The sequence below is a fragment of the Mesorhizobium sp. M0074 genome, from assembly GCF_040322975.1.
Lineage (GTDB): Bacteria > Pseudomonadota > Alphaproteobacteria > Rhizobiales > Rhizobiaceae > Mesorhizobium.
In genome coordinates this window covers 313,396-338,674 of the sequence record NZ_JAMYUM010000003.1, presented here as the reverse complement: position 1 = coordinate 338,674, position 25,279 = coordinate 313,396, and the positions used below count along the sequence as shown (strand labels likewise).

At 61.5% G+C, this 25,279-nt stretch carries 23 protein-coding genes and 2 pseudogenes; 16 read left to right on the top strand and 9 right to left on the bottom strand.

Annotated features, from left to right (window positions below):
- Nucleotides 1–3: 3 nt before the first annotated feature.
- Nucleotides 4–2,619 (bottom strand): type I DNA topoisomerase, encoded by a 2,616-nt coding sequence (topA, locus tag NKJ73_RS06790; protein WP_352568796.1) that lies wholly within the window; start codon nt 2,617–2,619, stop codon nt 4–6.
- Nucleotides 2,620–3,067: 448 nt separating this feature from the next.
- Nucleotides 3,068–3,445, bottom strand: coding sequence for a COG4315 family predicted lipoprotein (locus tag NKJ73_RS06785; protein ID WP_352568795.1), 378 nt, complete (start codon nt 3,443–3,445; stop codon nt 3,068–3,070).
- A gap of 187 nt (nt 3,446–3,632) precedes the next feature.
- Between NKJ73_RS06785 and NKJ73_RS06780 the strand changes: the two genes are divergently transcribed.
- Nucleotides 3,633–4,379 (top strand): cytochrome c biogenesis CcdA family protein, encoded by a 747-nt coding sequence (locus tag NKJ73_RS06780; protein WP_031212847.1) that lies wholly within the window; start codon nt 3,633–3,635, stop codon nt 4,377–4,379.
- A gap of 53 nt (nt 4,380–4,432) precedes the next feature.
- Here the strand turns inward: NKJ73_RS06780 and NKJ73_RS06775 are convergent, their stop codons facing one another.
- On the bottom strand, nt 4,433–5,338 hold the full coding sequence (locus NKJ73_RS06775) for an SDR family oxidoreductase (protein ID WP_352568794.1): 906 nt from the start codon (nt 5,336–5,338) through the stop codon (nt 4,433–4,435).
- Nucleotides 5,339–5,467: 129 nt separating this feature from the next.
- On the opposite strand from NKJ73_RS06775, the gene NKJ73_RS06770 reads away from it, so the two are divergent.
- Both NKJ73_RS06770 and glmU read left to right on the top strand, forming a co-directional pair.
- The gene (locus NKJ73_RS06770) at nt 5,468–6,415 is read left to right on the top strand and encodes an AraC family transcriptional regulator (RefSeq protein ID WP_352568793.1); all 948 of its coding nucleotides are present in this window, start codon (nt 5,468–5,470) and stop codon (nt 6,413–6,415) included.
- Between the two features lie 129 nt (nt 6,416–6,544).
- The gene (glmU, locus tag NKJ73_RS06765) at nt 6,545–7,906 is read left to right on the top strand and encodes a bifunctional UDP-N-acetylglucosamine diphosphorylase/glucosamine-1-phosphate N-acetyltransferase GlmU (protein ID WP_352568792.1); all 1,362 of its coding nucleotides are present in this window, start codon (nt 6,545–6,547) and stop codon (nt 7,904–7,906) included.
- 1 nt (nt 7,907) lies between these two features.
- Here the strand turns inward: glmU and NKJ73_RS06760 are convergent, their stop codons facing one another.
- Entirely contained in the window at nt 7,908–8,261 is a 354-nt protein-coding gene (locus NKJ73_RS06760; protein ID WP_352568790.1) for an ADP-ribosylation/crystallin J1, read from the bottom strand.
- Between the two features lie 227 nt (nt 8,262–8,488).
- Here NKJ73_RS06760 and glmS point away from each other — a divergent pair, with 227 nt between their 5' ends.
- Both glmS and NKJ73_RS06750 read left to right on the top strand, forming a co-directional pair.
- Nucleotides 8,489–10,312: a glutamine--fructose-6-phosphate transaminase (isomerizing) gene (glmS, locus tag NKJ73_RS06755; protein WP_352455656.1), complete on the top strand. Its 1,824-nt coding sequence runs from the start codon at nt 8,489–8,491 to the stop codon at nt 10,310–10,312.
- 80 nt (nt 10,313–10,392) lie between these two features.
- The gene (locus tag NKJ73_RS06750; RefSeq protein WP_352568789.1) at nt 10,393–11,145 is read left to right on the top strand and encodes a DUF502 domain-containing protein; all 753 of its coding nucleotides are present in this window, start codon (nt 10,393–10,395) and stop codon (nt 11,143–11,145) included.
- Here NKJ73_RS06750 and recG read toward each other — a convergent pair.
- The gene (gene recG / locus NKJ73_RS06745) at nt 11,097–13,205 is read right to left on the bottom strand and encodes an ATP-dependent DNA helicase RecG (protein WP_352568788.1); all 2,109 of its coding nucleotides are present in this window, start codon (nt 13,203–13,205) and stop codon (nt 11,097–11,099) included. The genes NKJ73_RS06750 and recG overlap by 49 nt on opposite strands.
- 91 nt (nt 13,206–13,296) lie before the next feature.
- Here recG and NKJ73_RS06740 point away from each other — a divergent pair, with 91 nt between their 5' ends.
- The 6 genes from NKJ73_RS06740 (at nt 13,297) to NKJ73_RS06715 (ending at nt 20,342) form a co-directional block, all read left to right on the top strand.
- Complete coding sequence (locus tag NKJ73_RS06740) at nt 13,297–13,584, top strand: FAD assembly factor SdhE (protein WP_023680023.1); 288 nt, start codon at nt 13,297–13,299, stop codon at nt 13,582–13,584.
- A gap of 13 nt (nt 13,585–13,597) precedes the next feature.
- Nucleotides 13,598–17,095, top strand: coding sequence for a transcription-repair coupling factor (gene mfd, locus NKJ73_RS06735; RefSeq protein WP_352568787.1), 3,498 nt, complete (start codon nt 13,598–13,600; stop codon nt 17,093–17,095).
- Between the two features lie 179 nt (nt 17,096–17,274).
- Complete coding sequence (locus tag NKJ73_RS06730) at nt 17,275–18,648, top strand: class II 3-deoxy-7-phosphoheptulonate synthase (RefSeq protein ID WP_352568786.1); 1,374 nt, start codon at nt 17,275–17,277, stop codon at nt 18,646–18,648.
- A gap of 150 nt (nt 18,649–18,798) precedes the next feature.
- Nucleotides 18,799–19,218, top strand: coding sequence for a GFA family protein (locus NKJ73_RS06725; RefSeq protein WP_352568785.1), 420 nt, complete (start codon nt 18,799–18,801; stop codon nt 19,216–19,218).
- 77 nt (nt 19,219–19,295) lie between these two features.
- A complete protein-coding gene (locus NKJ73_RS06720; protein ID WP_031212866.1) occupies nt 19,296–19,655 on the top strand; it encodes a diacylglycerol kinase in 360 nt (119 codons plus the stop codon).
- Nucleotides 19,656–19,754: 99 nt separating this feature from the next.
- Entirely contained in the window at nt 19,755–20,342 is a 588-nt protein-coding gene (locus NKJ73_RS06715) for a hemerythrin domain-containing protein (protein WP_352568784.1), read from the top strand.
- Between the two features lie 3 nt (nt 20,343–20,345).
- On the opposite strand, the pseudogene NKJ73_RS06710 reads toward NKJ73_RS06715, so the two are convergent.
- A pseudogene (locus NKJ73_RS06710) lies at nt 20,346–20,675 on the bottom strand (DedA family protein); the annotation flags it as partial.
- Nucleotides 20,676–20,858: 183 nt separating this feature from the next.
- Here NKJ73_RS06710 and NKJ73_RS06705 point away from each other — a divergent pair.
- From NKJ73_RS06705 to NKJ73_RS06695, 3 genes are all read left to right on the top strand, one after another.
- Nucleotides 20,859–21,071 (top strand): RNA-binding protein, encoded by a 213-nt coding sequence (locus NKJ73_RS06705; protein WP_352568783.1) that lies wholly within the window; start codon nt 20,859–20,861, stop codon nt 21,069–21,071.
- The gene (locus NKJ73_RS06700; protein ID WP_352568782.1) at nt 21,071–21,532 is read left to right on the top strand and encodes a Panacea domain-containing protein; all 462 of its coding nucleotides are present in this window, start codon (nt 21,071–21,073) and stop codon (nt 21,530–21,532) included. Before NKJ73_RS06705 ends, NKJ73_RS06700 begins: the two co-directional genes overlap by 1 nt.
- A 361-nt stretch (nt 21,533–21,893) precedes the next feature.
- Nucleotides 21,894–22,778 carry an IS1 family transposase gene (locus NKJ73_RS06695; protein ID WP_352568781.1) on the top strand — a complete coding sequence of 295 codons (885 nt, stop codon included), beginning with the start codon at nt 21,894–21,896 and terminating at the stop codon, nt 22,776–22,778.
- A gap of 19 nt (nt 22,779–22,797) precedes the next feature.
- Here NKJ73_RS06695 and NKJ73_RS06690 read toward each other — a convergent pair whose 3' ends face one another.
- The gene (locus tag NKJ73_RS06690) at nt 22,798–23,010 is read right to left on the bottom strand and encodes a hypothetical protein (protein ID WP_352568780.1); all 213 of its coding nucleotides are present in this window, start codon (nt 23,008–23,010) and stop codon (nt 22,798–22,800) included.
- Between the two features lie 298 nt (nt 23,011–23,308).
- On the opposite strand from NKJ73_RS06690, the gene NKJ73_RS06685 reads away from it, so the two are divergent.
- On the top strand, nt 23,309–23,638 hold the full coding sequence (locus NKJ73_RS06685; protein ID WP_352568779.1) for a hypothetical protein: 330 nt from the start codon (nt 23,309–23,311) through the stop codon (nt 23,636–23,638).
- A gap of 3 nt (nt 23,639–23,641) precedes the next feature.
- Here NKJ73_RS06685 and NKJ73_RS06680 read toward each other — a convergent pair.
- Together NKJ73_RS06680 and NKJ73_RS06675 are read right to left on the bottom strand one after the other, a co-directional pair.
- Nucleotides 23,642–23,917, bottom strand: a pseudogene (locus NKJ73_RS06680) (DedA family protein); the annotation flags it as partial.
- Entirely contained in the window at nt 23,914–24,477 is a 564-nt protein-coding gene (locus tag NKJ73_RS06675) for a DUF1003 domain-containing protein (protein ID WP_023680015.1), read from the bottom strand. The gene NKJ73_RS06675 and the pseudogene NKJ73_RS06680, both read right to left, overlap by 4 nt.
- Before the next feature lie 83 nt (nt 24,478–24,560).
- Here NKJ73_RS06675 and NKJ73_RS06670 point away from each other — a divergent pair, with 83 nt between their 5' ends.
- Nucleotides 24,561–25,274 carry a DNA-3-methyladenine glycosylase I gene (locus NKJ73_RS06670; protein WP_023680014.1) on the top strand — a complete coding sequence of 238 codons (714 nt, stop codon included), beginning with the start codon at nt 24,561–24,563 and terminating at the stop codon, nt 25,272–25,274.
- The last annotated feature ends 5 nt before the right edge of the window (nt 25,275–25,279 follow it).

The window sequence follows — 25,279 nt, the reverse complement described above, 5'->3', positions numbered from 1 at the left end:
GTCCTATCCCTTTTTCCTGGCCGCCGGTTTTTTGGCCGCAGCCGATTTCTTCGCAGGCGCGGCCGCTTTGCGGAAGGGCTTCCTGGGGCCATTGCCGCCCTTGGCTTCCTTTTCCGCAATGAGCGCCACCGCATCCTCGATCGTCACCGATTGCGGATCCTTGCCCTTCGGCAGCGTCGCATTGACCTTGCCGAAATTCACATAAGGCCCGTATTTGCCGTCGCGCACGACGATCTTGCCGCCGCCGGCAGGATGCTCGCCAAGTTCCTTGAGCGCAGCGGCTGTGCCGCCATTGCGGCCGCCTTTGCCCTTCAATTGCTTCTCGGCGATCACGGAGACGGCGCGATTGAGGCCGATCGAGAACACGTCCTCGATGCTGTCGAGATTGGCGTAGGTGCCGTCATGCAGCACGAACGGCCCGTAGCGCCCCAGCCCGGCCGAAATCATCTTGCCGGATTCCGGATGCTTGCCGACGTCGCGCGGCAGCGACAAAAGGGCGAGTGCTTTTTCGTGATCGATCGAATCGACAGTCCAGCCCTTGGGCAGGCTGGAGCGCTTGGCATCCTTGCCGTCGCCGCGCTGGATATAGGGGCCGAACCGGCCATTGCGCAGCGTGATCTCCTCGGCGGTATAGGGGTCCTTGCCGAGCACTTTGGTGCCGTCTTCGCCACCGCCGTTCTCGCCATTGGGATTGGCGGCGTCGCCGAGCTGGCGGGTGAAGGAGCATTCGGGATAGTTCGAACAGCCAACGAAGGCGCCGAACTTGCCGAGCTTCAGCGACAGGTTGCCGGTGCCGCATTTCGGACAGATGCGCGGGTTCGAACCGTCTTCCCGCGCGGGAAAGACCAGCGGCGCCAGTTCCTCGTTCAATGCATCGAGGACGTCGGTGACGCGCAACTCCTTGATGTCGGCGACGGCGCCGGAAAAATCCTTCCAGAAATCGCGCAGCACGTCCTTCCATGCGAGCTTGCCGTCGGAAATCTCGTCGAGCTTTTCCTCCAGCGAAGCGGTGAAGTCGTACTCGACATAACGCTCGAAGAAGCTTTCGAGGAAGGCCGACAATAGCCGGCCCTTTGCCTGCGGCACCAGCTTGCGCTTGTCGATGGTGACATAGTCACGATCCTCGAGCGTCTTCAGGATCGCCGTATAAGTCGACGGCCGGCCGATGCCCAACTCTTCCAGCTTCTTGATCAGCGAAGCTTCCGAATAACGCGGCGGCGGCTCGGTGGTGTGCTGGGTGGCGTTGATCGCCTCGCGTGTGAGCTGCTCGCCGGCACGGATCTCGGGCAGGCGGCGGCTTTCCTCGTCTTCCGAATCTTCTTCCTTCTGCTCGATGTAAGCGGCAAGGAAGCCGTCGAAGCGAACAACCGAGCCTACAGCGCGAAGCTCGGCGGTGCGCGGGCCGTTGACTGCCTCTATCTCGACCGTGGTGCGCTCTATCTCGGCCGGCTGCATCTGGCTGGCGATGGCGCGTTTCCAGATCATCTCGTAAAGCCGCGCCTGGTCGGCGTCGAGATACTGCTTGACGGAAGCAGGCGTGCGCATGAAATCGGTCGGACGGATCGCTTCGTGCGCCTCCTGGGCATTCTTGGCCTTGGCGGAATAGTAGCGCGGCTTTTCAGGCAGGTATTTAGGGCCGAATTCCTTGGCAATCGCATCGCGTGCGGCAGAGATCGCCTCCGGTGCCATCTGCACGCCATCGGTCCGCATATAGGTGATCAGGCCGGTGGTCTCACCGCCGATCTCCATGCCCTCATAGAGCCGCTGCGCCACCTGCATGGTGCGGTTGGCCGAAAAGCCGAGACCCGATGAGGCTGCCTGCTGCAGCGTCGAGGTGGTGAAGGGCGGCCCGGGATTGCGCTTGGTCGGCTTCGCTTCGACAGACGCCGCCTTGAAGCTGGCGCCTTCGAGCATCGCTTTGATGTCGTCGGCCTGCGCCTTGTTGGAAATGTCGAGCTTTTGCAGCTTCTTGCGCTCGAAGGCGGTCAGCCGCGCCTCGAAATTTTCCTTGCGCGGCGTACCGAGAATGGCGGCGACCTGCCAGTATTCCTCGCGGATGAAGCGCTCGATCTCGGATTCGCGGTCGCAGACCAGACGCAGCGCCACCGACTGGACGCGGCCGGCGGAGCGGGCGCCGGGCAGCTTGCGCCACAGCACGGGCGACAGCGTGAAGCCGACGAGATAGTCGAGCGCGCGGCGGGCGAGATAGGCATCGACCAGCGGCGCGTCGATCTGGCGCGGATTGGCCATCGCCTCCAGCACGGACGCCTTGGTGATGGCGTTGAAGACGACGCGGCTGACCGGCTTGTCCTTCAACGCGCGCTTTTGCTTCAGCACTTCCAGGACATGCCAGGAGATCGCTTCGCCCTCGCGGTCCGGATCGGTGGCGAGGATCAGCCCGTCGGCGTCCTTGACCGCCTTGGCAATATCGGCGAGACGCTTTCCAGACGCGGTGTCGACGGCCCAGGACATGGCAAAGTCCTCATCCGGACGCACCGAGCCATCCTTGGCCGGCAGATCGCGGACATGGCCGAACGAGGCCAGAACCTTGTAGTTCTTGCCGAGGTATTTGTTGATTGTCTTCGCCTTGGCCGGCGATTCGACGACGACGACGTCCATACGGTCTCATATCAGTTGTGATGCGGCAGAAGAATTCCGCTGCGCGCGACGAAATCTCGTTCAATGTGTCGCTCACATGGCCGCGCTTTTGCATCCGGTCAAGGCCAAGCAGTCAAAATGCGGCCCTGTACCGAATGCGCAACCCAGCGGCGCGCCATGCGATTTTCCGCAATCCTGGATAAGGGAAATGGCCAGCCTATCACTGGACAAGCCCGGCAATTGATCCTGGAGAACGGGACAAACTCTCCCGCGGATATAAGAGAAACATCGAGCACGCGCCAGCCCTGCTTGAACAGATGCTGTGAAGCGCGCAATCGGTAGCCCGGCATTTTGCTCGGACAGTCGCAAGGAAGTACCGTGCTGAAAAGCTGGCCGCCGGGGCGGTTGGGTCGAGTTCCCAGCGACCAGCCGTGTTACCGCCGGTTACAGCCGATCAGAAGCTCAAGGCCTAGTCGGCCTTGGCGATATGCCAGACGCCGCCGACACCCTCGCCGGTCACGTCGCCGGCCTTCTTGTCCTTGATGAACGTGTAGAGCGGCTTACCTTCGTAGGCCCACATCCTGGTGCCGTCGGTGCGGTCGACGATCGTCCACTCGCCCTCGGCCTTGGCGTTGGCGTCAGCCTTCAGCGGCGGCCAATTGGCGGCGCATTTGTCGTAGCAGTTCGACTTGCCCGCCTCGTCCTTGTCGTAGGTGTAGAGCGTCATGCCGCTGGCGTCGGTGTAGATCTTGGTGCCGCCGACCTCCGCTTCCTTCCACGCCTCGGCGGCGAAGGATGCGGCAGTGCCGAGCAAAAGCGCGGCCATGCCAGTTGCGATCGTTTTCATGGATTTCTCCCTGGATCATTCGAAAAGCGCGCGGAACAACGCAGCTTCGTATGATCAACGCTGCCTGGCTGCCCTTTCTTCCCGGGCGGGCGTCGACTTGCTACCCAATGTGATGGGGCCACGCGATGGTGATTGGCGGACAGCTGTTGTCGCGGCTATATGGCTGCGCAGTCATCGGGAGACGGAAATGGCATTGGACGTCGGCTATGTCAGTGCGATCGGGGCGGGAGCGATTTCGTTCCTGTCGCCTTGCGTGCTGCCGCTGGTGCCACCGTACCTGTGCTATATGGCCGGCGTGTCGGTCGACGATTTCCGCGGCGAGGCCGGCATTACGGCAAAGGCCGGTGCGCGAGGCGCGCTGGTTAATTCCTCCATCGCCTTCGTGCTCGGCTTCTCGACCGTCTTCGTCGCGCTCGGCGCCGGCGCCTCGACCATCGGCCATCTGCTGCGAGTCTGGCAGGAGCCGCTGGCAATGGCGGCCGGCGTGCTGATCATCCTGATGGGGCTGAATTTCCTCGGCGTACTGCGCATCCCTTTGCTTTCACGCGAGGCGCGCTTCCAGTCACAAGGCAAGCCGGCCAGCCTGATCGCCGCTTACGTAATGGGCCTGGCCTTCGCCTTTGGCTGGACGCCCTGTATCGGCCCGGTGCTGGGGCCGATCCTGACGCTTGCCGGCGGCCGCGAGACGGTGGGCGAGGGCGCGCTGCTGCTTGCCGCCTATTCGCTCGGCCTCGGTATTCCCTTCCTCGTTGCGGCGCTGTTTTCAGGCGCCTTCATGCGCTTTCTCGGGAAATTCCGCGTCCATCTCGGCCGCGTCGAAAAGGCCATCGGCGCGTTGCTGGTGGTCGCCGGCGTGTTTTTCCTGACCGGCGGCGTGCAGGCGGTGTCCTATTGGTTGCTCGAGAATTTTCCGGTGCTGGGGCAATTGGGATAGGTTTGCCGCCCGGCCGAAGCGCGAGGCCGTAGCTGCGGCGCAAGGCACCGCAGCTACGCGGTCCATTCACCTTCGAAATAGCCCGGCTGGTCGATATCGGCGATGAGCCCGGGTCCGCTCGGCGCCCACCCCAGCAGCGCGCGAGTCCGCTCGCTCGAGGTCGGGACATCCATCGCCGCGAACATCGCGAACCAGCCAAAATGATCGGCGGCTTCTTCCGCGGACTTGGCGACCACCGGCACGTTCAGGTGCCGGCCGATCACGCCGGCGACGTCCTTGAACGGCACGCCTTCTTCGGCGATCGCGTGATATCGCCCGCCATCGGCTCCATGCTCGAGCGCAAGCCGGTAAACGCGAGCGGCATCGAACCGATGCACGGCAGGCCAGCGATTGAGCCCTTCGCCGATATAGGCCGACACGCCCTTCTTGCGAGCGAGGTCGATGAGAATAGGAACGAAGGCGTGGTCGCCCTGGCCATGGACCGATGGAGGAAGGCGCACAACCGACGCGCGCACGCCGCGTGCCGCCAGCGCGGCGGCTGTCGCTTCGGAGGCGCGGGGATACGAAGCGGAAGAGGGGACAGGCGCATCTTCCTCGGTCGCGATACGGCCCCGCGCCTGGAGCGCGGTTCCGGAGGTGACGAGCAGGGGCCGCTCGGAGCCTTCGAGTGCACCGCCCAAGGCCTCGATGGCGCGCCGGTCCATCTCGCAATTTTGCGCGAATTTCGAGAAGTCGTGGTTGAAGCCGGTATGGATCACTCCATCAGCTGCCGCTGCGCCCCTGCTGAGGCTTTCGAGGTCTTCGAGGTCACCTCGATGCACCTCGGCTCCGGTGGCTGCAAGCGACTTGGCCGACGCCGCCGAGCGGGCGAGGCCGAGCACCTGATGGCCGGCGCCGATGAGTTCTTGAACGACGGCAGAACCGACGAATCCGGTCGCTCCGGTAACGAAAACACGCATCACGACTTCTCCTTGTTCGTTTCTGGCCACGACCATTTTCGCGGCGCAGTTGTGTCGTGATAGGCGCTTGAGAAAATACGATCTATGCGGTAAAGTCCGTATTATCTTCGCAATCGTCCGGAATGACCTGTGGATCCCCTTTCAGATGTGCTCTCGCTGCTGAAGCCGCGAAACTATATGTCGGCCGGTTTCGATGCTGGTGGTGAATGGTCGATCCAGTTCCCCGACCAGCAGCAAAGCATCAAGACCGGAGCGGTGGTCTCCGGCCGGTGCTGGCTATCTGTGGAGGGCGTTGCTGACGCAGTGCGCCTTGAGACGGGAGACTGCTTCCTGCTGCCGAGTGGACGGCCTTTCCGCCTTGCAAGCGACATGAGCTTGACGCCTGTTGAAGCCGTCAGGATTTTTCCGCCTGCGCGAGCCGGCGGTGTCGTGACCCACAATGGCGGTGGTGATTTCTTTCTGGTCAGCAGCCGCTTCGCGCTTGGCGGCAATCATGCCGGCATCCTGTTGCGGATGCTGCCAGCCATTGTGCATATCCGCAAAGAGTCGGACCAGTCGGCGCTGCGCTGGTCGGTGGAGCGGATGATGCAGGAGCTGCGCGAGCCGCAGCCGGGCGGCTTTCTGATGATCCAGCACCTCGCCCACATGATGCTGGTTCAGGCGCTGCGGCTGCATCTTTCGGAAGGATTGAAAGGTGGCATCGGCTGGCTCTTTGCCCTCGCGGACAAACAGATCGGCGCGGCGATCAGCGCCATGCATGACGATCCGGCGCATGGCTGGACGTTACAGGAACTGGCGGAACGGGCCGGCATGTCGCGATCGACCTTTGCGCTCAGATTCAAGGAGACGGTTGGCGCGTCGCCGATGGACTATTTGACGCGCTGGCGAATGCTGCTGGCCGGCGACCGGCTGACGAATTCCAGCGATCCCGTCGCCGTCATAGCGCTCTCGCTCGGCTACGAATCCGAAAGCGCCTTCAGCACAGCCTTCAAGCGGGTCATGAACTGTTCGCCACGGCAATACGGCCGTGGCCGAGCCTCCAGTTTCGCATCACGCAACGAGGCGGAAGCCGCGTGAGCCGATCGGCTTGAGCGTGTCGCGGGTTGGAGGTTCCACCGTCTCACCGGAATTTAACCGCATTGGTGCAGCATGGCGCCAGTGCTACTAACGCTTCGATTCCAGACCCCTTTCAACGGTTGCCATCCCATGAGCCAGAGAACCTGCCTGTCCATCATCCTCGCCGCCGGCGAAGGCACGCGCATGAAGAGTGTAGTGCCGAAAGTGCTGCACACAATCGCCGGCCTGCCGATGGTTGCCCATGTCGTCAAGGCGGCCGAAGCCGCCGGCAGCGGCGAGTTGGCGCTGGTGATCGGCCATGGCGCCGATGAGATGCGCAAGGCGGCACTCAAGTTTGCGCCGAAGGCCGAGGCTTTCGTCCAGGAAAAACGTCTCGGCACCGCGCACGCCGTGCTTGCCGCACGCGCAGCAATATCAAAAGGTTATGACGACATCTTGGTGATGTTTGGCGACACGCCGTTGATCGATCCGGAAGCGCTCGCGGCGGCGCGGCTGAAGCTGGCGGAAGGTGCGGCCGTCGTCGTGGTCGGCTTCCGTACGGAAAATCCTTCGGGCTACGGCCGGCTTATCGAAAAGGCCGGCAAGCTCGTGGCCATCCGCGAGGAGAAGGACTGCTCGGACGAGGAGAAGAAAATCACCTTCTGCAATGGCGGGCTGATGGCGGTCGCCGGCAGGCACGCGCTGAATCTGCTCGATCAAGTCGGCAGCAAGAACGCCAAGGGCGAGTATTATCTCACCGACATCGTCGAGATCGCCGCTGCGCAGGGACTTGATGTCGTAGCCACCGAAGCCAGTTTCGAGAACGCGCTCGGCATTAACAACCGTGCCGAGCTTGCCCAGGCGGAAGATATCTGGCAGCAGCGCCGCCGGCGCGAGGCGATGCTTTCTGGCGTTACGCTGATCGCGCCCGAAACCGTGTTCTTCTCGCACGACACCGAGATCGGCGCCGATACGATCGTCGAACCCAATGTCTGGTTCGGGCCGGGCGTGAAAATCGCCACGGGGGCCAAGATCCATGCCTTCAGCCATATCGAAGGCGCCACCATCGCGTCGAATTGCGATGTCGGGCCGTTCGCGCGGCTGCGGCCCGGGGCCGATCTGAGAAACAAGGCCAAGGTCGGCAATTTCTGCGAGGTGAAGCAGGCGATCGTCGAGGAGGGCGCGAAGGTCAACCATCTGACCTATATCGGCGATGCCCGCATCGGCGCCGGTGCCAATATCGGCGCCGGCACCATCACCTGCAATTATGACGGCTATTCGAAATTCTTCACCGATATCGGCGAAGGTGCCTTCATCGGCTCAAACTCCTCGCTGGTGGCGCCGGTGTCGATCGGCAAGGGCGGCTACATCGCCTCGGGCAGCGTCATCACCGAAAGCGTACCCGACGATGCGCTGGCCTTCGGCCGCGCCCGCCAGCGGACTCTACCCGGCAAGGGCAAGGAGTTGCGAGAGCGTTTTTCTCAGGCCGCGGCGGCCCGCAAAAAAGGGTAGACTAGCGGAACTCGGCGACAAGCTCGATTTCGCCAACGATTGCATCGTTGAAGGCCGACAGGTCTTCGGCCGGGATCCAGTATTCCAGATGCGCCCGGCTGCCGGCATGCTGGACGCTGTAACGGTCCAGAAAGCTGCGACGCACCTCGAAACGCGTCACGAAACCTGATCCGCTCGCGGGCACATTCCAGTCTCGGGCGATCTGGGTGGCATAGGCCTCGCTGGTGGCCGGATAGAAGATTGGCTGATCGGCAAGTCGAGGAGGAAAGGCGCGCATCCCTGCCCTCTGGATCAACTCCAGTTCGCGGGGCCCAACCGGACGCCAAAGCGTCACCGTGTCAATTCGTTCGTTCATAGCCGCATCATGTCTTTGACTGATTTCTGGAGCCGTTGAGCCGAGATAGGATACATAAGCGGAGAAACTGAGCAATTGCAGTAACCGGATTGCAAGTGCGCCCTGTCATGGTGCATCTGTGCAGGATAGTCCGGCTGATACCGGACGAAATGGAATGTGATTTTTCGCGACAGCCCGGCAGTCTCTAAATAGCGCCGGGTTTGAGGTCGGAATCGGGGGCAAGCGCCATGTGCGGTATCGTTGGAATTGTCGGTAACTCGCCGGTCGCGCCGCTTATCGTCGATGCGCTGAAAAGGCTCGAATATCGCGGCTATGACTCGGCCGGCGTCGCCACGATCGAGCACGGCAGGCTTGACCGCCGCCGTGCCGAGGGCAAGCTGGTCAATCTCGAGCGCCGGCTGAAGGACGAACCGCTCGACGGCATGATCGGCATCGGCCACACGCGCTGGGCCACACATGGCGTTCCGAACGAGAGCAATGCGCATCCGCATTTTTCCGACGGCGTCGCCATCGTCCATAACGGCATCATCGAGAATTTCGCCGAATTGCGCGACGAGCTGATGCGCGACGGCTACAGCTTCGCCTCGCAGACCGATACCGAAGTCGTCGCTCATCTGGTGGCGCGCGAACTGGCCAAGGGGCTGAAGCCGGTTGAGGCGGCGCACAAGGCGCTGAAGCGGCTGGAAGGCGCCTTTGCGCTCGCCATCATGTTCAAGGGCGACGAGGATCTGATCGTCGGCGCGCGCAATGGCCCGCCGCTCGCGGTCGGTCATGGCGACGGCCAGATGTTCCTTGGCTCCGACGCCATTGCGCTTGCCCCTTTCACCAATTCGATCACCTATCTGGAAGACGGCGACTGGGCGGTGGTGCGCCGCAACGAGGTCGATATCTTCGACATGGGCGGCAACAAGGTCGACCGCAAACGCCAACAGTCGCTCAGCACGAGCTTCATGGTCGACAAAGGCAACCGCCGCCATTTCATGGAAAAGGAAATCCATGAGCAGCCGGAAGTGATCTCGCACACGCTGGCGCATTATGTTGATTTCGTCAGCGGCGTCTCGAAGCCGCTCGACCTGCCGTTCGATTTCGCCAAGATCGACCGGCTGGCGATCTCGGCCTGCGGCACCGCCTATCTCGCCGGGCTGATCAGCAAATACTGGTTCGAGCGCTATGCGCGGCTGCCGGTCGACATCGATGTCGCTTCGGAGTTCCGCTACCGCGAGATGCCGCTGTCGAAGAACGATGCCGCTTTCTTCATCTCGCAATCGGGTGAGACCGCCGACACGCTGGCGTCGCTGCGCTACTGCCGCAAGGCCGGCATGAAGATCGGCGCGGTCGTCAATGTGCGCGAATCGACCATGGCGCGCGAATCCGACGTCATCCTGCCGACGTTGGCCGGCCCGGAGATCGGCGTCGCTTCGACCAAGGCGTTCACCTGCCAGCTTTCCGTGCTGGCCTCGCTGGCGGTGCGGGCGGGCGTGGCGCGCGGAACGATTTCGCAGGAGCAGGAGAAAACGCTGATACGCGAGCTGTCGGAAGCGCCGCGTTATGCGAACCAGGTGCTAAAGCTCGACGGGCAGATCGAAAAGGTCGCGCGCGACCTCTCGCACTACAAGAATGTGCTTTATCTCGGCCGTGACACCAATTTTCCGCTGGCCATGGAAGGTGCGCTGAAGCTCAAGGAGATCTCCTACATCCATGCCGAAGGCTATGCTGCCGGCGAGTTGAAACACGGCCCGATCGCGCTGATCGACGAGAACATGCCCGTCATCGTCATCGCGCCGCATGACCGCATCTTCGAAAAGACCGTGTCGAACATGCAGGAGGTCGCGGCACGCGGCGGCAAGATCATCCTGATCACCGACAGCAAGGGCGCCGCACACGCTACGGTGAAGACGATGGAGACGATCGTTTTGCCGGACGTGCCGGAAATCATCTCGCCGATCATCTACGCGCTGCCGATCCAGATGCTCGCCTATTTCACCGCCGTGTTCATGGGCACGGATGTCGACCAGCCTCGCAACCTGGCGAAATCGGTAACGGTGGAATAGGTCTCGTTTAAAAACTTCGCCATTCCAAAGCGCCTTGGGGTTCAGTAGTGTCGCGCTGCAAACACACGCTGCGGTGAACCATGTCGGATGCTCTCAAGACCTCAGGCATGACCCGGCTGAGAAACTATTTCCTGACCGGCTTCGTCGTTTGCGCGCCGCTGGCGATTACTGCCTACATTGCCTGGTCGCTGATCGGCTGGGTCGATTCCTGGGTGAAACCCTACATTCCGGTACGCTACAATCCGGACACCTACCTGCCGTTTCCAGTGCCGGGTTTTGGGCTGATCGTTGCCTTGATCCTCATCACCTTCATCGGCTTTATGACCGCCAATATCGTTGGCCGCGCCATCGTCAACTTCGGCGAGCGCCTGCTTGGCCGCATGCCGCTGGTGCGCGGCATCTACCGTTCGCTGAAGCAGATTTTCGAGACCGTGCTGTCGAACAAGGGCGACATGTTCCGCCAGGTCGGGTTGGTCGAATATCCGCGCAAAGGGGTCTGGTCCCTGGTCTTCGTCGCCAGCGAGAAGGAAACCGAGATCAACCAGAAGCTCGACCGGGAAGGCGATCCGCTGATTGCCGTATTCATGCCATGTACGCCCAACCCGACGACAGGCTTTCTGATGTATGTGCCGAAATCCGACATTGTGCTGCTCGACATGACAATCGAGGACGGAGCCAAGCTGATCGTGTCGGCCGGCTTGGTGGCGCCGGCGGTCAAAATAGTGACGGTGAACGGCGAGCAGATCCACGGCGCGCTTGCCAATCCTCCGCTCGACACGATGCCTCAGCCGGCACGCAGGAGCCGCACGGCCTCCTCGCGGCCGAACAGATAGAGCAACAGGCGCAGCGCCGTGCCGCGATCGGACTGCAATTCCGGATCGCGCGACAGGATCAGCCGCGCATCGTCGCGAGCGGCCTCGAGCAGGTCGGCATGCGCCTCGATGCGCGCCACCTGGAAGCCCGGCGTGCCGGACTGGCGGGTGCCGAGCAACTCGCCTTCGCCGCGCAGCTTCAGATCCTCTTCGGCGATACGGAAGCCGTCCTCGGTCTCGCGCATTACCGACAAACGGCGTTTTGCCGTCTCGCCGAGCGGATCCTTGTAGAGCAGCACGCACGATGAAGGCTTGTCGCCACGCCCGACCCGGCCGCGCAATTGGTGCAACTGGGTAAGGCCAAAACGCTCGGCATGCTCGATAACCATGATTGTCGCATCAGGCACATCGACGCCGACCTCGATCACTGTGGTGGCGATCAGGATACGGGTGTCACCCTGCTTGAAGGCGCGCATCGCCTCGTCTTTGTCGGTGCCTTTCATGCGGCCGTGCACCAGGCCGATGCGGTCGCCGAACAGCGGCTTCAGCGAGGCAAAACGGTCCTCGGCCGACATCAGCTTGATCTCCTCGGATTCCTCGACCAGCGGACAGATCCAGTAGATTTTCTGGCCATCGGCGACGGCGTCGAGCATGCGTCCGATCAGTTCGTCGAGCCGTTCAAGCGGCAAGGTGACGGTGCGGATCGGCTGGCGGCCGGCCGGCTTTTCCGTCAGCTTCGACACATCCATGTCGCCGAATGCAGTCAGCACCAGCGTCCGCGGTATCGGCGTTGCTGTCATCACCAGCATGTCGGGCGCATCGCCCTTGGCGGTAATGGCAAGGCGCTGGTGGACGCCGAAACGGTGCTGCTCGTCGATGACGGCGAACACGAGATCACGGAACGTCACCGTTTCCTGGAACAGCGCATGGGTGCCGACGACGATGTCGATGTCACCATTGGCTAGCCCGGTCAGCGTGTCGGCACGCTCGCGGCCCTTTTCGCGACCTGTGAGGACGGCGACACGCAGGCCGGCCCGTTCCGCCAACGGCGCAATCGTTGCCAGATGCTGGCGCGCCAGGATTTCGGTCGGCGCCATCAATGCCGCCTGGCCGCCGGCCTCGACGGCACGCGCCATGGCAAGCAGCGCGACCACCGTCTTGCCGGAGCCGACATCGCCCTGCAAAAGGCGCAGCATGCGTTCGGGGTCACCGAGATCGGCGTTGATTTCGGCAAGCGCCATTTCCTGCGACATGGTCAGCGAATAGGGGAGTGCCACGCGCAGTTGTTCGACTATGCGGCCGTCGCCGACGAGTGGCCGGCCAGATAATCGGCGGACCTTGGCCCGCACCAGCGCCAGCGATACCTGGCCGGCCAAGAACTCGTCATAGGCAAGGCGCCGCCACGCTGCGCCGTCGACAGAGACGTCGATCGGGTCGGCAGGATTGTGGATGCGGTTGAGCGCATCGCTAAAAGCAGGAAAGGCGTGGCGGCGCCGGAACTCACCGTCCTGCCATTCGGGCAGCACCGGCAGGCGGGCCAGCGCCTGGCCGATGGCCCGGCGCAGCACCTTGCCCGAGAGCCCGGCGGTCAGCGGATAGACCGGCTCGACCAGCGGCAGGTTTTCCGCGTCGCCGGCAAGTGCGATATGGTCGGGGTGAACCATGGTCGGGCGGCCGTTGAACCATTCCATGCGGCCGGAGACGACGACATGCTCGCCTGCGGGCATTGCTTTTTCGAGATAGGCGGCATGGGCATGGAAGAAGGTCAGCGCGATCTCGCCGGTGTCGTCATGGGCGTAGACCCGGTACGGGACCGACCTGTTGCCGCGTGGCGGCGGCTGGTGGCGATCGATGCGGACGTCGAGCGTAACGATGGCGCCTTCCGCCGAGCCGGCGATGCCAGGCCGGTTGCGGCGGTCGATGACAGTATGCGGCAGCACGAACAAGAGATCCCCGGCGCGCGCGGCCCGGTCGCCGAGGTCGGCTGCTACGACTTTTTCGATCAGGGCGCCAACTTTTGGCCCGACCCCGGCAAGCGAGGTGATCGGGACAAACAGCGGATCGAGGAGGGAGGGACGCATGATGTCAGCTTATGTTGCGGCGACTGTAGCGCAAGGCTGACACCGCCTTCTATCCACGCTATATGCGCCGCCTGGGCAAGGATGTTGCAAGATGACCGGAACGAAACGATCAAGCGAGGGGCTCGATGCCCGCCGCCGCAAGCTTCTGTTTCGTTCGTGGCACCGCGGCATGCGCGAGATGGACCTTATACTCGGCAGCTTCGCCGACGCCGAGATCGGCGCCTTGACCGGCGACGAAATCGACCAATATGAGAGGCTCCTCGACATTCCCGACACCGAATTCCTGCCTCTCGTCACTGGCGAACGCCCGGTTCCGGCGGATATCGACTGTGCCGTCCTGCAAAAAATCCTGGCTTCGCGCCGGGAGATGACCTTCTGAACAACGTGTAGCCATGAGCCTTATCCCTACGATCGGTCTGCCGAAAGGCCGCGCCGGCCAGTTCATCGTCGATGGCGTCGCCGACGGCTACGAAGCCTTTGCGCTGGTGCAGGCTGCGCGCGAGATCGCCCCCGACAAGCCGGTGCTGTTCGTGGCGCGCGACGGCCAGCGCCTGCCGGCGATCGTCGAGGCGCTTGCCTTTGCCGCGCCGGGCCTGCCGGTGCTGGAACTGCCGGCCTGGGACTGCCTGCCTTACGACCGCGTCTCGCCCGGCGCCGATGCCGCCGCAAGGCGGCTCGACGCACTGGCCGCAATGATTGCGCTGGCGAAAAAGCCGCACCGCGCCGTCGTCCTCACCACCGCGAATGCGCTTTTGCAACGCATTCCACCGGCTGAACTCGTCGAGGCGCAGACCTTCCACGCCAAACCCGGCAACCAGATAGACATGAACGTGCTGGTGTCGCGGCTGGAGAATTCCGGCTTCGAGCGAGTGCCGACGGTGCGCGGCATCGGCGAATTTGCGGTGCGCGGCGGCATTCTCGATCTCTTCGCGCCCGGCTGGACGGAGGCACTGCGCCTCGATTTCTTCGGCGATACGCTGGAATCGATCCGCGTCTTCGACACCGCAACCCAGCGCACCATCGGCCAACGCAAATCGATGGCGCTGCAGGCGATGAGCGAGGTGGCGCTGACGCCGGAAACTATCAGCCGCTTCCGCCGCGCCTACATCGAAGCCTTTGGCGCGCCCTCCCGCGACGATGGGCTCTATGCGGCGGTCAGCGAGGGCAGGCGGTTTGCCGGCATGGAGCACTGGCTGCCGTTCTTCTATGAGCGGCTGGAAACCGTGTTCGATTACCTGCCGGATGCGCCTGTGGTTTTCGACCATCTGGCGCATGAGGCACTGGCCGAGCGGCATACGCTGATTCTCGATCATTACGAGGCGCGCAAAAAACAGGCCGACGGCGCCTTGAAGGACGCGGTGCCCTACAAGCCGGTGCCGCCGGATCTGCTCTATCTGTCGCCCGAGAACCTGATTGCCTCGCTTGGCCCGCGCGAGGCGATAGATTTCACGGCCTTCGACGCGCCCGATGCCGGCGCGAAAAAGGTGTTCCATGCCGGCTCGCGCCACGGCCGCAGCTTCGTCGAGGAACGCGCCGATCCTAACGCCAACGTTTTCGACGTCGTCGTCAAACACATTTCCGACGAGCGCGCTGGACGCCGCCGCGTCATCGTCGCCGGCTGGACTGAAGGTTCGCTCGACCGGCTCGGCCAGATCCTGGTCGAGCATCACCTTGGCAATCTGAAGCCGGTGGCGACGCTTGCCGAAGCCGAAAAGCTTGAGCCGGGGCAGGCGGGACTGGCCGTGCTGCCGCTCGAATCCGGCTTCGAGACAGAGAAACTGGTCGTCGTCGCCGAGCAGGACATTCTCGGCGACCGGCTGATCCGGCGCTCGAAGCGCAAGAAGCGTGCGTCCGACTTTATCGCCGAGGCTTCGGCCTTGTCGTCAGGCGATATCGTCGTCCATGCCGACCATGGCATTGGCCGTTTCATCGGGTTGCGCACCATCGAGGCGGTTGGTGCGCCTCACGATTGCCTCGAGATCCACTATGCCGGCGACGATCGGCTATTCTTGCCGGTGGAAAACATCGAGCTGCTGTCGCGCTATGGCTCGGATTCGGCCGAGGCGACGCTCGACAAGCTTGGCGGTGGCGCCTGGCAATCGCGCAAGGCGCGGCTGAAGAAGCGCCTGCTCGACATGGCCGGGCAGCTGATCCGCATTGCCGCCGAGCGGCAAATGCGGGCAGCACCGGCGCTGGTGCCGGCGGAAGGCCTCTATGGCGAGTTTGCAGCGCGTTTTCCCTATGAGGAGACCGATGACCAGCAGACCGCGATCGATTCAGTCATGGATGATCTAGGCGCCGGAAAGCCGATGGACCGGCTGATCTGCGGTGACGTCGGCTTCGGCAAGACCGAAGTTGCACTTCGCGCCGCCTTCATTGGGGCGATGGAAGGCTTTCAGGTGGCCATAGTGGTGCCGACGACATTGTTGTCGCGCCAGCATTTCAAGACTTTCTCGCAGCGCTTCTCCGGCCTGCCGATCCGCGTCGCCCAGGCCTCGCGGCTGGTCGGCGCCAAGGAACTGGCCGAGACCAAGAGGGGCGTCGCCGAAGGCCAGATCGACATCGTCGTCGGCACGCATGCACTGCTCGGCTCCTCGATCTCGTTCAAGAATCTTGGTCTGCTGATCATCGATGAGGAGCAGCATTTCGGCGTCAAGCACAAGGAGCGGCTGAAGGATCTCAAGACCGACGTCCACGTTCTGACTTTGTCGGCGACGCCGATCCCACGCACGCTGCAGCTTGCCTTGACCGGCGTGCGCGAGTTGTCGCTGATCGCTACGCCGCCGGTCGACCGCCTGGCGGTGCGCACCTTCATCTCGCCCTTCGATCCGCTGGTCATCCGCGAGACGCTGCTCAGAGAACGCTACCGCGGCGGCCATTCCTTCTACGTCGTACCGCGCATCAGCGATCTCGCGGAAATCCATGATTTTCTGCGCGAATCTGTACCTGAGCTGAAAGTGGCGGTGGCCCATGGCCAGATGCCGCCCGGCGAGCTCGACGATATCATGAATGCCTTTTATGACGGCCAGTACGACGTGCTTTTGTCGACCACAATCGTCGAATCCGGCCTCGATATACCGACCGCCAACACGCTGATCGTGCATCGCGCCGACATGTTCGGCCTGTCGCAGCTCTATCAGTTGCGTGGCCGCGTCGGCCGTTCGAAGGTGCGCGCCTATGCGCTGTTCACGCTGCCCGCCAACCGCAAGCTAACCGATACAGCCGAGCGTCGGCTGAAAGTGCTGCAGTCGCTCGATACGCTAGGCGCCGGTTTCCAGCTGGCCAGCCACGACCTCGATATCCGCGGCGCCGGCAATCTGCTTGGCGAAGAGCAGTCGGGCCACATCAAGGAGGTCGGTTTCGAGCTCTACCAGCAGATGCTGGAGGAGGCGGTGGCCGAAGTGAAGGATTCCGGCGAGGTGCAGGACGGCGGCTGGTCGCCGCAGATCGCCGTCGGCACGGCGGTGATGATCCCGGAAAGCTACGTCCCGGATCTGCAGCTCAGGCTGGCGCTCTATCGCCGTCTTGGCGATCTCGAAAATACGGAAGAGATCGATGCTTTCGGCGCCGAGCTGATCGACCGGTTCGGGCCGCTGCCGGAAGAGGTAAAGCATCTGTTGAAGATCGTCTTCATCAAGGCGCTTTGCCGCAAGGCCAACGTGGAGAAGCTCGACGCCGGGCCGAAAGGCGTCGTCATCCATTTCCGCAAGCGGGAATTCGCCAATCCGGTCGGGCTGGTCAAGCTCATCGGCGAACAAGGCTCGCTGGCCAAGATCCGACCCGACCAGAGCGTCGTCTTCAGCCGTGACTGGGCGACGCCCGAGAAGCGGCTGGCTGGCTCAGCGGTTGTCATGACGCAGCTGGCGCGGCTGGTGGAGAAGGCGGCGTAGCAGCGCGTCGGTGGTGCTCTGGGCACAACCGCACCGGCACTTTCGCCGTGCCGTGCTCATTCGCCACGCGACCACTTCCGGTCTAGAATAGGAAATCGGCTTCGTGTATGGAGCCGCGACCCCATATGGGGCGGATTGGCGGGCGATGGCGTCCGTGTGAAAGAGCGTTAGGTGCTTCGATGACGAAATGGTCGCCGAATTCGTGGAGAGCTAAGCCGATCCAGCAGGTTCCTGCCTATCCGGATCTTGCCGCGCTGAGGAACACGGAAGCCCAGCTTGCCACGTTTCCGCCGTTGGTTTTTGCAGGTGAGGCACGCAAGCTGAAGAAGCAGCTTGCAGCCGTCGCTGCCGGTGACGCATTCCTTCTGCAGGGCGGCGATTGCGCCGAGAGCTTCGCCGAACATGGCGCCGACAATATCCGCGACTTCTTCCGCGTCTTCTTGCAGATGTCGGTGGTGCTGACCTTCGCCGGCGCCCAGCCGGTGGTGAAGGTCGGCCGTGTCGCCGGCCAGTTCGCCAAGCCGCGCTCGTCCGACAATGAGACCAAGGGCGGTGTGACGCTGCCGAGCTATCGCGGCGACATCATCAATGGCATCGAGTTCGATGCCAAGTCGCGCATTCCCGATCCTGCAAGACAGGAGATGGCGTACCGCCAGTCGGCGGCAACGCTCAACCTGTTGCGTGCCTTCGCCCAGGGCGGCTACGCCAGCCTGGAGAACGTGCATCAATGGATGCTCGGCTTCGTCTCCGACAGCCCGCAAGGCGAAAAATATGAATCGCTCGCCAACCGCATCACCGAGACGATGGACTTCATGAAGGCCGTCGGCATCACCTCGGAGACCAATTACGCGCTGCGCGAGACCGATTTCTACACCAGCCACGAAGCGTTGCTGCTCGGTTATGAGGAGGCGCTGACCCGCGTCGATTCGACCTCCGGCGACTGGTACGCCACCTCCGGCCACATGATCTGGATCGGCGATCGCACGCGCCAGCCCGACCATGCCCATGTCGAATATTGCCGTGGTATCAAGAACCCGCTCGGCCTGAAATGTGGCCCGTCGCTGACGCCGGAAGGCCTCTTGCAGCTCATCGACCTGCTCAATCCGGAGAACGAGCCGGGACGGCTGACGCTGATCGCGCGTTTCGGTTCCGACAAGGTTGCTGACCACCTGCCGAAGCTGGTGCGCGCGGTGCAGAAGGAAGGCCGCAGCGTGGTGTGGTCGTCCGACCCGATGCATGGCAACACCATCGAGGCCGCCGGCTACAAGACACGGCCGTTCGACCGCATCCTGAAGGAGGTGCAGACCTTCTTCGAGGTGCATCGCGCCGAAGGCACGCATCCGGGCGGCATCCATGTCGAGATGACCGGCAAGAACGTCACGGAATGCACCGGTGGCGCCCGCGCCATCACCGCCGAAGAGCTGCAGGATCGCTACCACACCCATTGCGATCCGCGCCTCAACGCCGACCAGGCGATCGAGTTGGCGTTCCTGGTCTCCGATCTGCTCAAGAAGACCCATCCGGTGCAGCACAAGCAGGCCGTCAATGGCTGATACGATCTGAACTGTGATGTCATTGAAGAAGCGCCGGGCGAAAACCGGCGCTTTTTCTATTCAATCCCGCCGGTGTCGCGTTTGCTCGTGCCTAACGCGCGCAAAACTGGAATCCTGCCAGGCGATGGCAAATTGCATCGGGAGGCCGACATGGCTGACAGTCACAGCGGATCATGCTTGTGCGGGGCAGTGCGGTTCCAGACACGAGGACCGCTACGCGGTGTCGTCTACTGCCATTGCTCGCAGTGCCGGAAGCAGAGCGGGCATTTTTATTCGGCGACCAATGTTGCCGACCGCGACATCACAATCACCGGCGCGGAGAGCATCACCTGGTACGAGGCTTCTCCGTTCGCCAGGCGCGGCTTCTGCAAGACATGCGGCTCTCTGCTGTTCTGGAAGCCGAGCGATGACGGCTATGTTTCGGTCATGGCAGGGCTGTTCGACGCGCCAACCGGGCTTCAAGGAGAATGCCATATCTTCGTCGGCGACAAGGGCGATTATTACGCCATCGATGACGGGCTGCCGCAGTTCGAGAAGTCGACACCGTCGATCAAGGTGGCAGGCGACTGATTTTTGAAGGGGTCGCCTTATTCCCTTGGTCCAGCCATTGCGCTAATCCCCTGCCGGTGATTCCGAAGGGTTTTGGCATGCAGCGGCTGATCGACGCTTTTTACAATTCGGTGCGGGCGTTTCGCAAACTGGCCGCCGGCGAGGAGGCCTTCCAGCTGGAGCTGACACTGCTCGTGCTTGCCTTGCCGCTCGGCTGGTTCCTTTCGGAATCGTGGCGCGGCTATGCGTTGCTGATCGGCGCGGTTCTGCTCATGATCATGATCGAGGTGTTGAACACCGGCATCGAGGCGGCATGCGACGCGTTCAGCCGCGAATTCAACATCGATATCCAACTGGCCAAGGATTGCGGTTCGCTGGCGGTGCTGATTTCGGTGGTGATCGCTGCCGGCGTCTGGGGCGTCGCCGTCATCGAGCGGATCCTCGGGGTACCGATCTGAGGTTTCAGACACTACATGCCGTCACTGCATTTCTCGTTTTGACCATGATCTTTGGAAGACCGGTACCACTTTTCGGGATCATGGTCTGAGGAAACCGATATGGCCGATACCGCCGGATTTCTGCTGCTCGAACGGGAGGGCCTGCCGGACGATCTTCGCTGGCTGGTTGAAAAATTTCCACGCGAGGTCTGGCAGGCGCATGCCAACATCCACGGCATAGCCAATATGTGGCTGCAGCGGCACGACATGTTCCGCGAGCTTGGCGGCATGCTCACCAGTGGTATTGGCGATTATCGGGATGGCAGGCTGAACGCGCAGGAATTCGCGCGCTGGTTCGCGCCGCGCCTCAACCATTTCCTCGGCAATCTCGACGGCCACCACAATGTCGAGGACCATCATTATTTCCCGGTCTTCGCCAAGGCCGAGACCCGTCTGAAGCGCGGCTTCGAAATCCTGGATGCCGATCACCACACAATCCATGAGGGACTGGAGCGCAATGGCCAGGCGGCAAATGCCTTCATCCGCACGCTTCAGGAGAGCGAAGACAAACAGCGTTTCGCCGCCGATGCCTATGCTGACGAGAACAGCCGGCTGATCGCCATGTTGACCCGGCATCTTGCCGACGAGGAAGACCTGATCATTCCGCTGATCCTCGAGAAGGGTGATCGTGCGCTCGGCATTGATTGACGATCAGCTTCCCTTGTGGAGTTCCTTCTTGGCGACGATATGGGCCGCGAGCCAGCCGAGGATGGCCGCAACGAGGCCGATTGCCAGAGCGATCAGCAACCGCTCGTGGCGGGCCAGCGCCTGGCCGACGATGTGCTCCGCGCCCAGTCCGAAGACATAACCGACAGTGCAGAACAGTGCCGCCCAGACTACCGACGAGATGGCGTTGAGGATGATGAAGCGCGCCGCGGCGATGCCCGACAGCCCGGCCGCGATTCCGCCGACCAGTCGCAGGCCATAGATGTAACGGTTCGACAGCACGAAAATGTTGGGATGAGAGGTGACAAGGCGGTAGTGCATCATTTTGAAATTGGCGGGCCTTGAATATGTCTCACCCACGCCATAACTCCATCGTAACATCTTGGGCCAATGATCGGAACAAGCCTCGCGCATGGGCGTTGCGGCTATGGTATCGTTTGTGTAACGTGTCCCCATATCTCGTTGGGGACGTTCGGCCTGATTCGAACGGAGATTTACATGCCAAAAGGACCACAAGGCCAGAGAAGGCCAGCGGACACCATCGCCCTTGCGGTAATGGTCGGCAAAATCGCGACCGGCGAGATCGAAGACAACAAGAAGTCGAACCGCACCAAGTCCGGCAAGGCTGGGGCGAAGGCTCGCGCGCAGAAATTGACGGCCGAGGAACGGTCAGCGATTGCCCGCAAGGCCGCAAACGAGAGGTGGGGGTGATGACTGTTAGTTCTGCCAGCGCCGCGAAATTCATTGCTCACTGCAGCGGATGGAACGCCACCAATCTTACAATCCAGAAAATTCTGTACATTGCTCAGGTCGTGCAATTGGGTCGCACTGGATCTAAACTGGTAGATATTGACTTTGAGGCTTGGGACTACGGCCCAGTAGCCCCTAGTCTTTACCGCCAGTTGAAAGGATTCGGAGCAAAACCAATACCAGAGACGGTCTTTTGGTCGGCCCCCGACATAAACGGCACACCTGAGGCAGAATTGCTAAAGGAGGCTTGCGGCATTCTTGCACAAAAGTCTGCTGGCGAGTTAATTCGAAATACGCATTGGTCTGGTGGGGCGTGGGCGAAGAAATATGTTCCCGGTGAGAACGAGATCATATCCGATGAGGATATGCTAGATGAATACAGAAACCGGGTCGAGAGAGCAGAAAAGCGAAAGGCTGCCTGAGGTAATCGATCCATCTCAGGATGTTATCGACGCCGCTCTCTATGAAAAAATTATTGAGAAAATCGAGCGCTTAGAGTACGAATTAACGTCCTCCAAGGATGAGCGTCGTGAAGAACGATACTATTGGATTGGAGGTATCGTTTTTTGCTAAACGCTATTTTTGCTAAGTTTCTTGATAACGACTTCATATTCTTAGTTTTGCTCGTGCCGCAGTTTTTCGTTATGGCAGCTTTGGCAAGATACCTTGGCGTCGATTGGGCTGTAGAAGCCATGGAGCGATCGGCCCAATGGGTTTCTGAGCACGTGAAACGAAAATGAACAAAATGCTTGATAACTGAATTTATCACGCTATATTAGAGGCATGAACAAGCTGCCTCTCACCACCCGCGTCCAAATCCTCTCCATGCTGGTTGAAGGCGCTTCCATGCGTTCCGTCGCTCGCGTGGCCGATGTCTCGTTCAACACCATTGCAAAGCTGATGATCGAGGCTGGCGAGGCTTGCGCCGCCTATCACGACGAAACCGTTCGCAACGTGCAGGCGAAAAGGGTTCAATGTGATGAGATATGGGCATTTGTTGCTGCCAAGCAGAAGAACGTTCCGAACATGAAAACGCCGGTCGATGGCGCGGGCGACGTTTGGACTTGGACCGCGCTCGATGCCGACAGCAAGATGATCATTTCCTATCTGGTCGGCGGTCGCGATAGCGAATATGCGCTGGCCTTCATGGATGATGTCGCCGCCCGCCTAGCCAATCGCGTCCAGATGACGACAGACGGCCACCGTGCCTACCTTGAAGCGGTCGAAGGCGCTTTCGGTGCCGATGTCGACTACGCGCAGTTGATCAAGATTTACGGCGCTTCGCCGGATAGCGCCAAGGGCCGCTACAGCCCCGCCGATTGCACCGGCATCAAGAAGAACCGTATCGAAGGCGACCCTGATATAGCGCACGTCAGCACGTCATACGTTGAGCGGATGAACCTCAATATCCGCATGGGCAACCGTCGCTTTACGCGGCTCACCAATGCATTCTCGAAAAAGATCGACAACCATCTGCACATGCTGTCGCTCTATTTTTGTCACTACAATTTTTGCAGAGTGCACAAGACGCTTCGCATGTCGCCGGCGATGGCTGCCGGCGTATCGGAAACCCTTCGCGATGTGGAATGGATTGTCAGCCTGATCGATGCGCGCGAAGCCGCACCTAAGCGCCCGGCGACCTACAGGAAAACGGCCCCAGCCTTGTGAGCCGGGGCCTTCTCAACTTTTAGAACAGATCAAGCTGCGACGACGAGACGCCGGGGAATTTCATCCCGGTATTGATCTCGCTTACGCGGCCCTGGTTGATCTTGAAATGTGCAGCGATGTCGTGCTGCGTCATCCCGAGATCGATCAGGAATTTGATCTTTGCCGCCATTTCCGGAGTAACGTCCGGCGAACGGCGGCGGCGAGGGAACGGGACAATGATGTCCTCTGACATGCGCGTTTTTCCTTGTGCCACGCGCACTATCCGAGTTGAAAGACCGCCCCAATTGCTGTAAGGAGTCCGAGTCAACGGGAAGCCTCAAAGCTTTCGATTCGACCTCGCCTGACTCGGATAGCAATCGACTTCAGGCTTGTCACTTAAAGGCGGTTCCGCACTGGTAATGCGGGCCGCCTTTTTGGTGATCCGAATCACCATGAACAAATTAGCAAAAGTCCACACGGAATCCGAGTCGATTTGTCGCAGCCCCCGGCTAAGTTGTGTGAAAAGCGCGGTTATCCCCGGAGGAACCAAAGTGAGTGTCGTGAGCGGTGTGGTGCTTTGTACATCCTCTGCCGAAGACTGTTCGAGCCCGAACGGTCGGCCTGTTCTCTTTGAGCGCATACAGGAATGGCTCGCGGAGCGCGCCGGCCCCTTCCAGCAACTTAACAGCGTCGAGGATAGCTTTGGCGGCAGCAAGCACCCGCAAATGTTTGTAGCCGGCGGCGGCTTCAACCATTTCCCTGAAGACGACTTTGCGGCCTACGTGATGTCGCTGCCTTGGCAAAACCCAGAAAACGTCGTGCTGGTGATCAAGCCCGAAGAAGGAGCGACCCGCGTCTTCAGGCACGAGAATTCAAACTGATGCACTACCGACAAGGCGGTAGGCGTGGCTGAAGCCCGGCCGGGCTCGGAGCCTGATCACGAATTTATGGTCGGCGAAGCTCCGTCCCAAGATGAAGAACAAGGTGTCGCCACCGAAGGCGCCGAGCGCGGCTGCGAGAAACGCCTGCCACGGGACGAAGACATGCTGATGCGCAAAAAAACCGCCAAGAATTGCGGCGCTTTCGCCCTCGGCGACGCAGCCCAGAAAAACCGCGACCAATCCATATTGCTCAATGAGACGATGGATGACTTCCGTCATGAAGACGTTCGCTGCTTCGACAGAATGTCGTCGATGCGCTTCACCTGCTCGGCCAGCCGGGCGATCTCGTCTCGCATGCCGATGATCTGGCTGTGGCGCAGTTCGTCGAGCTTTTCGTGTAACGCCATGATCTCGATCTCGGCCTTGAGATTAACCTCATAGTCGTGGGCGGCGTCGATACGATCGCGCTCCGTCTGGCGGTTCTGCGCCATCATGATCACTGGCGCCTGCAGGGCGGCAACCATGGAAAGCACGAGATTGAGGAAGATGAAGGGATAGGGATCGAAGGCGGCGCGCGACAAGAGCCAGACATTGCCTGCCGTCCACAGGATCAGGAAGCCAATGAATGCCAGGATGAAGGACCACGAGCCGCCGATCCGGGCGATGGTGTCGGCCAGGCGATCGCCAAACGTCTGGTGAAAGGCGACGGCCTTGTTGGTGTCCTTGGAGATCGTGGTGCGCTCGAGCGTAGATTGCAGTACCCGGCTTTCGAGCGCGCTGAGGCCGTCCGGCTTTCGCTTCAGCCAGCGGCTTGCCAGGTCCTCGATCGTTTTGTTCATCGTCGCCTCCGTCGTCAGCGATGAGGTAGAAGCTGCCGGTTCATACGGGAAGTGGTAGATTGACGCGATGGGGTCAGGAAACAATGGTGGATTTTCAGAAAATTCGCGCCCGTGCAGCGAAGCGCAAAGGCGGTGAGGCAGCGCTGACGTCGCTGCTGGGTCCTATGCCCGACAATGCCGCGGTGGCAAAAATTGCGGACGACCGGATCCTGTCGACCATGGCCGAGCGGGTTTTTGCCGCCGGCTTTGTCTGGCGGGTCATCGAGCAGAAATGGCCGGGTTTCGAGGAAGCATTTCTTGGCTTCGAGCCGAGGCGGCTGCTGTTCCAGCCTGACGATTTCTGGCACGATCTCACAGCCGACAAGCGCATCGTCCGCAATCCGCAGAAGATCAAATCCGTACGCGACAACGCAGCCTTCGTCGCGCGCGTGTCGAAGGAGCATGGCAGCTTCGGCAAGTTCCTGGCCAATTGGCCGGCGGATGACCAGGTCGGATTGATGGCCTATCTCGGCAAGCATGGCAGCCGGCTCGGCGGCAATACCGGCCAGTATTTTCTGCGCTGGCTGGAGTGGGACGCCTTCATCGTCTCGGCCGACATGACGGCAGCGCTGCGCGACGCCGGGCTCGACCTCGCGCAGAGCCCGACATCGAAGAAGGACCTGGACAAGATCCAAGTGCAGATAAACGCCTGGGCGGCGGAAACCGGGCTGCCGCGCCGGCACATTTCGCGCATTCTGGCAATGTCGATCGGCGAGAACCATCCGCCGGAAGCCTTGCGCGAATATATGGGCGAATAGGATCG

Excerpts from the sequence above, each read along its gene's own strand:
- topA (WP_352568796.1), bottom strand. The coding sequence starts at position 2,619 with ATGGACGTCGTCGTCGTCGAATCGCCGGCCAAGGCGAAGACAATCAAC.
- NKJ73_RS06785 (WP_352568795.1), bottom strand. The coding sequence starts at position 3,445 with ATGAAAACGATCGCAACTGGCATGGCCGCGCTTTTGCTCGGCACTGCC.
- NKJ73_RS06780 (WP_031212847.1), top strand. The coding sequence starts at position 3,633 with ATGGCATTGGACGTCGGCTATGTCAGTGCGATCGGGGCGGGAGCGATT.
- NKJ73_RS06775 (WP_352568794.1), bottom strand. The coding sequence starts at position 5,338 with ATGCGTGTTTTCGTTACCGGAGCGACCGGATTCGTCGGTTCTGCCGTC.
- glmU (WP_352568792.1), top strand. The coding sequence starts at position 6,545 with ATGAGCCAGAGAACCTGCCTGTCCATCATCCTCGCCGCCGGCGAAGGC.
- NKJ73_RS06760 (WP_352568790.1), bottom strand. The coding sequence starts at position 8,261 with ATGAACGAACGAATTGACACGGTGACGCTTTGGCGTCCGGTTGGGCCC.
- glmS (WP_352455656.1), top strand. The coding sequence starts at position 8,489 with ATGTGCGGTATCGTTGGAATTGTCGGTAACTCGCCGGTCGCGCCGCTT.
- NKJ73_RS06750 (WP_352568789.1), top strand. The coding sequence starts at position 10,393 with ATGTCGGATGCTCTCAAGACCTCAGGCATGACCCGGCTGAGAAACTAT.
- recG (WP_352568788.1), bottom strand. The coding sequence starts at position 13,205 with ATGCGTCCCTCCCTCCTCGATCCGCTGTTTGTCCCGATCACCTCGCTT.
- NKJ73_RS06740 (WP_023680023.1), top strand. The coding sequence starts at position 13,297 with ATGACCGGAACGAAACGATCAAGCGAGGGGCTCGATGCCCGCCGCCGC.
- mfd (WP_352568787.1), top strand. The coding sequence starts at position 13,598 with ATGAGCCTTATCCCTACGATCGGTCTGCCGAAAGGCCGCGCCGGCCAG.
- NKJ73_RS06730 (WP_352568786.1), top strand. The coding sequence starts at position 17,275 with ATGACGAAATGGTCGCCGAATTCGTGGAGAGCTAAGCCGATCCAGCAG.
- NKJ73_RS06725 (WP_352568785.1), top strand. The coding sequence starts at position 18,799 with ATGGCTGACAGTCACAGCGGATCATGCTTGTGCGGGGCAGTGCGGTTC.
- NKJ73_RS06720 (WP_031212866.1), top strand. The coding sequence starts at position 19,296 with ATGCAGCGGCTGATCGACGCTTTTTACAATTCGGTGCGGGCGTTTCGC.
- NKJ73_RS06715 (WP_352568784.1), top strand. The coding sequence starts at position 19,755 with ATGGCCGATACCGCCGGATTTCTGCTGCTCGAACGGGAGGGCCTGCCG.
- NKJ73_RS06705 (WP_352568783.1), top strand. The coding sequence starts at position 20,859 with ATGCCAAAAGGACCACAAGGCCAGAGAAGGCCAGCGGACACCATCGCC.
- NKJ73_RS06700 (WP_352568782.1), top strand. The coding sequence starts at position 21,071 with ATGACTGTTAGTTCTGCCAGCGCCGCGAAATTCATTGCTCACTGCAGC.
- NKJ73_RS06695 (WP_352568781.1), top strand. The coding sequence starts at position 21,894 with ATGAACAAGCTGCCTCTCACCACCCGCGTCCAAATCCTCTCCATGCTG.
- NKJ73_RS06690 (WP_352568780.1), bottom strand. The coding sequence starts at position 23,010 with ATGTCAGAGGACATCATTGTCCCGTTCCCTCGCCGCCGCCGTTCGCCG.
- NKJ73_RS06675 (WP_023680015.1), bottom strand. The coding sequence starts at position 24,477 with ATGAACAAAACGATCGAGGACCTGGCAAGCCGCTGGCTGAAGCGAAAG.
- NKJ73_RS06670 (WP_023680014.1), top strand. The coding sequence starts at position 24,561 with ATGGTGGATTTTCAGAAAATTCGCGCCCGTGCAGCGAAGCGCAAAGGC.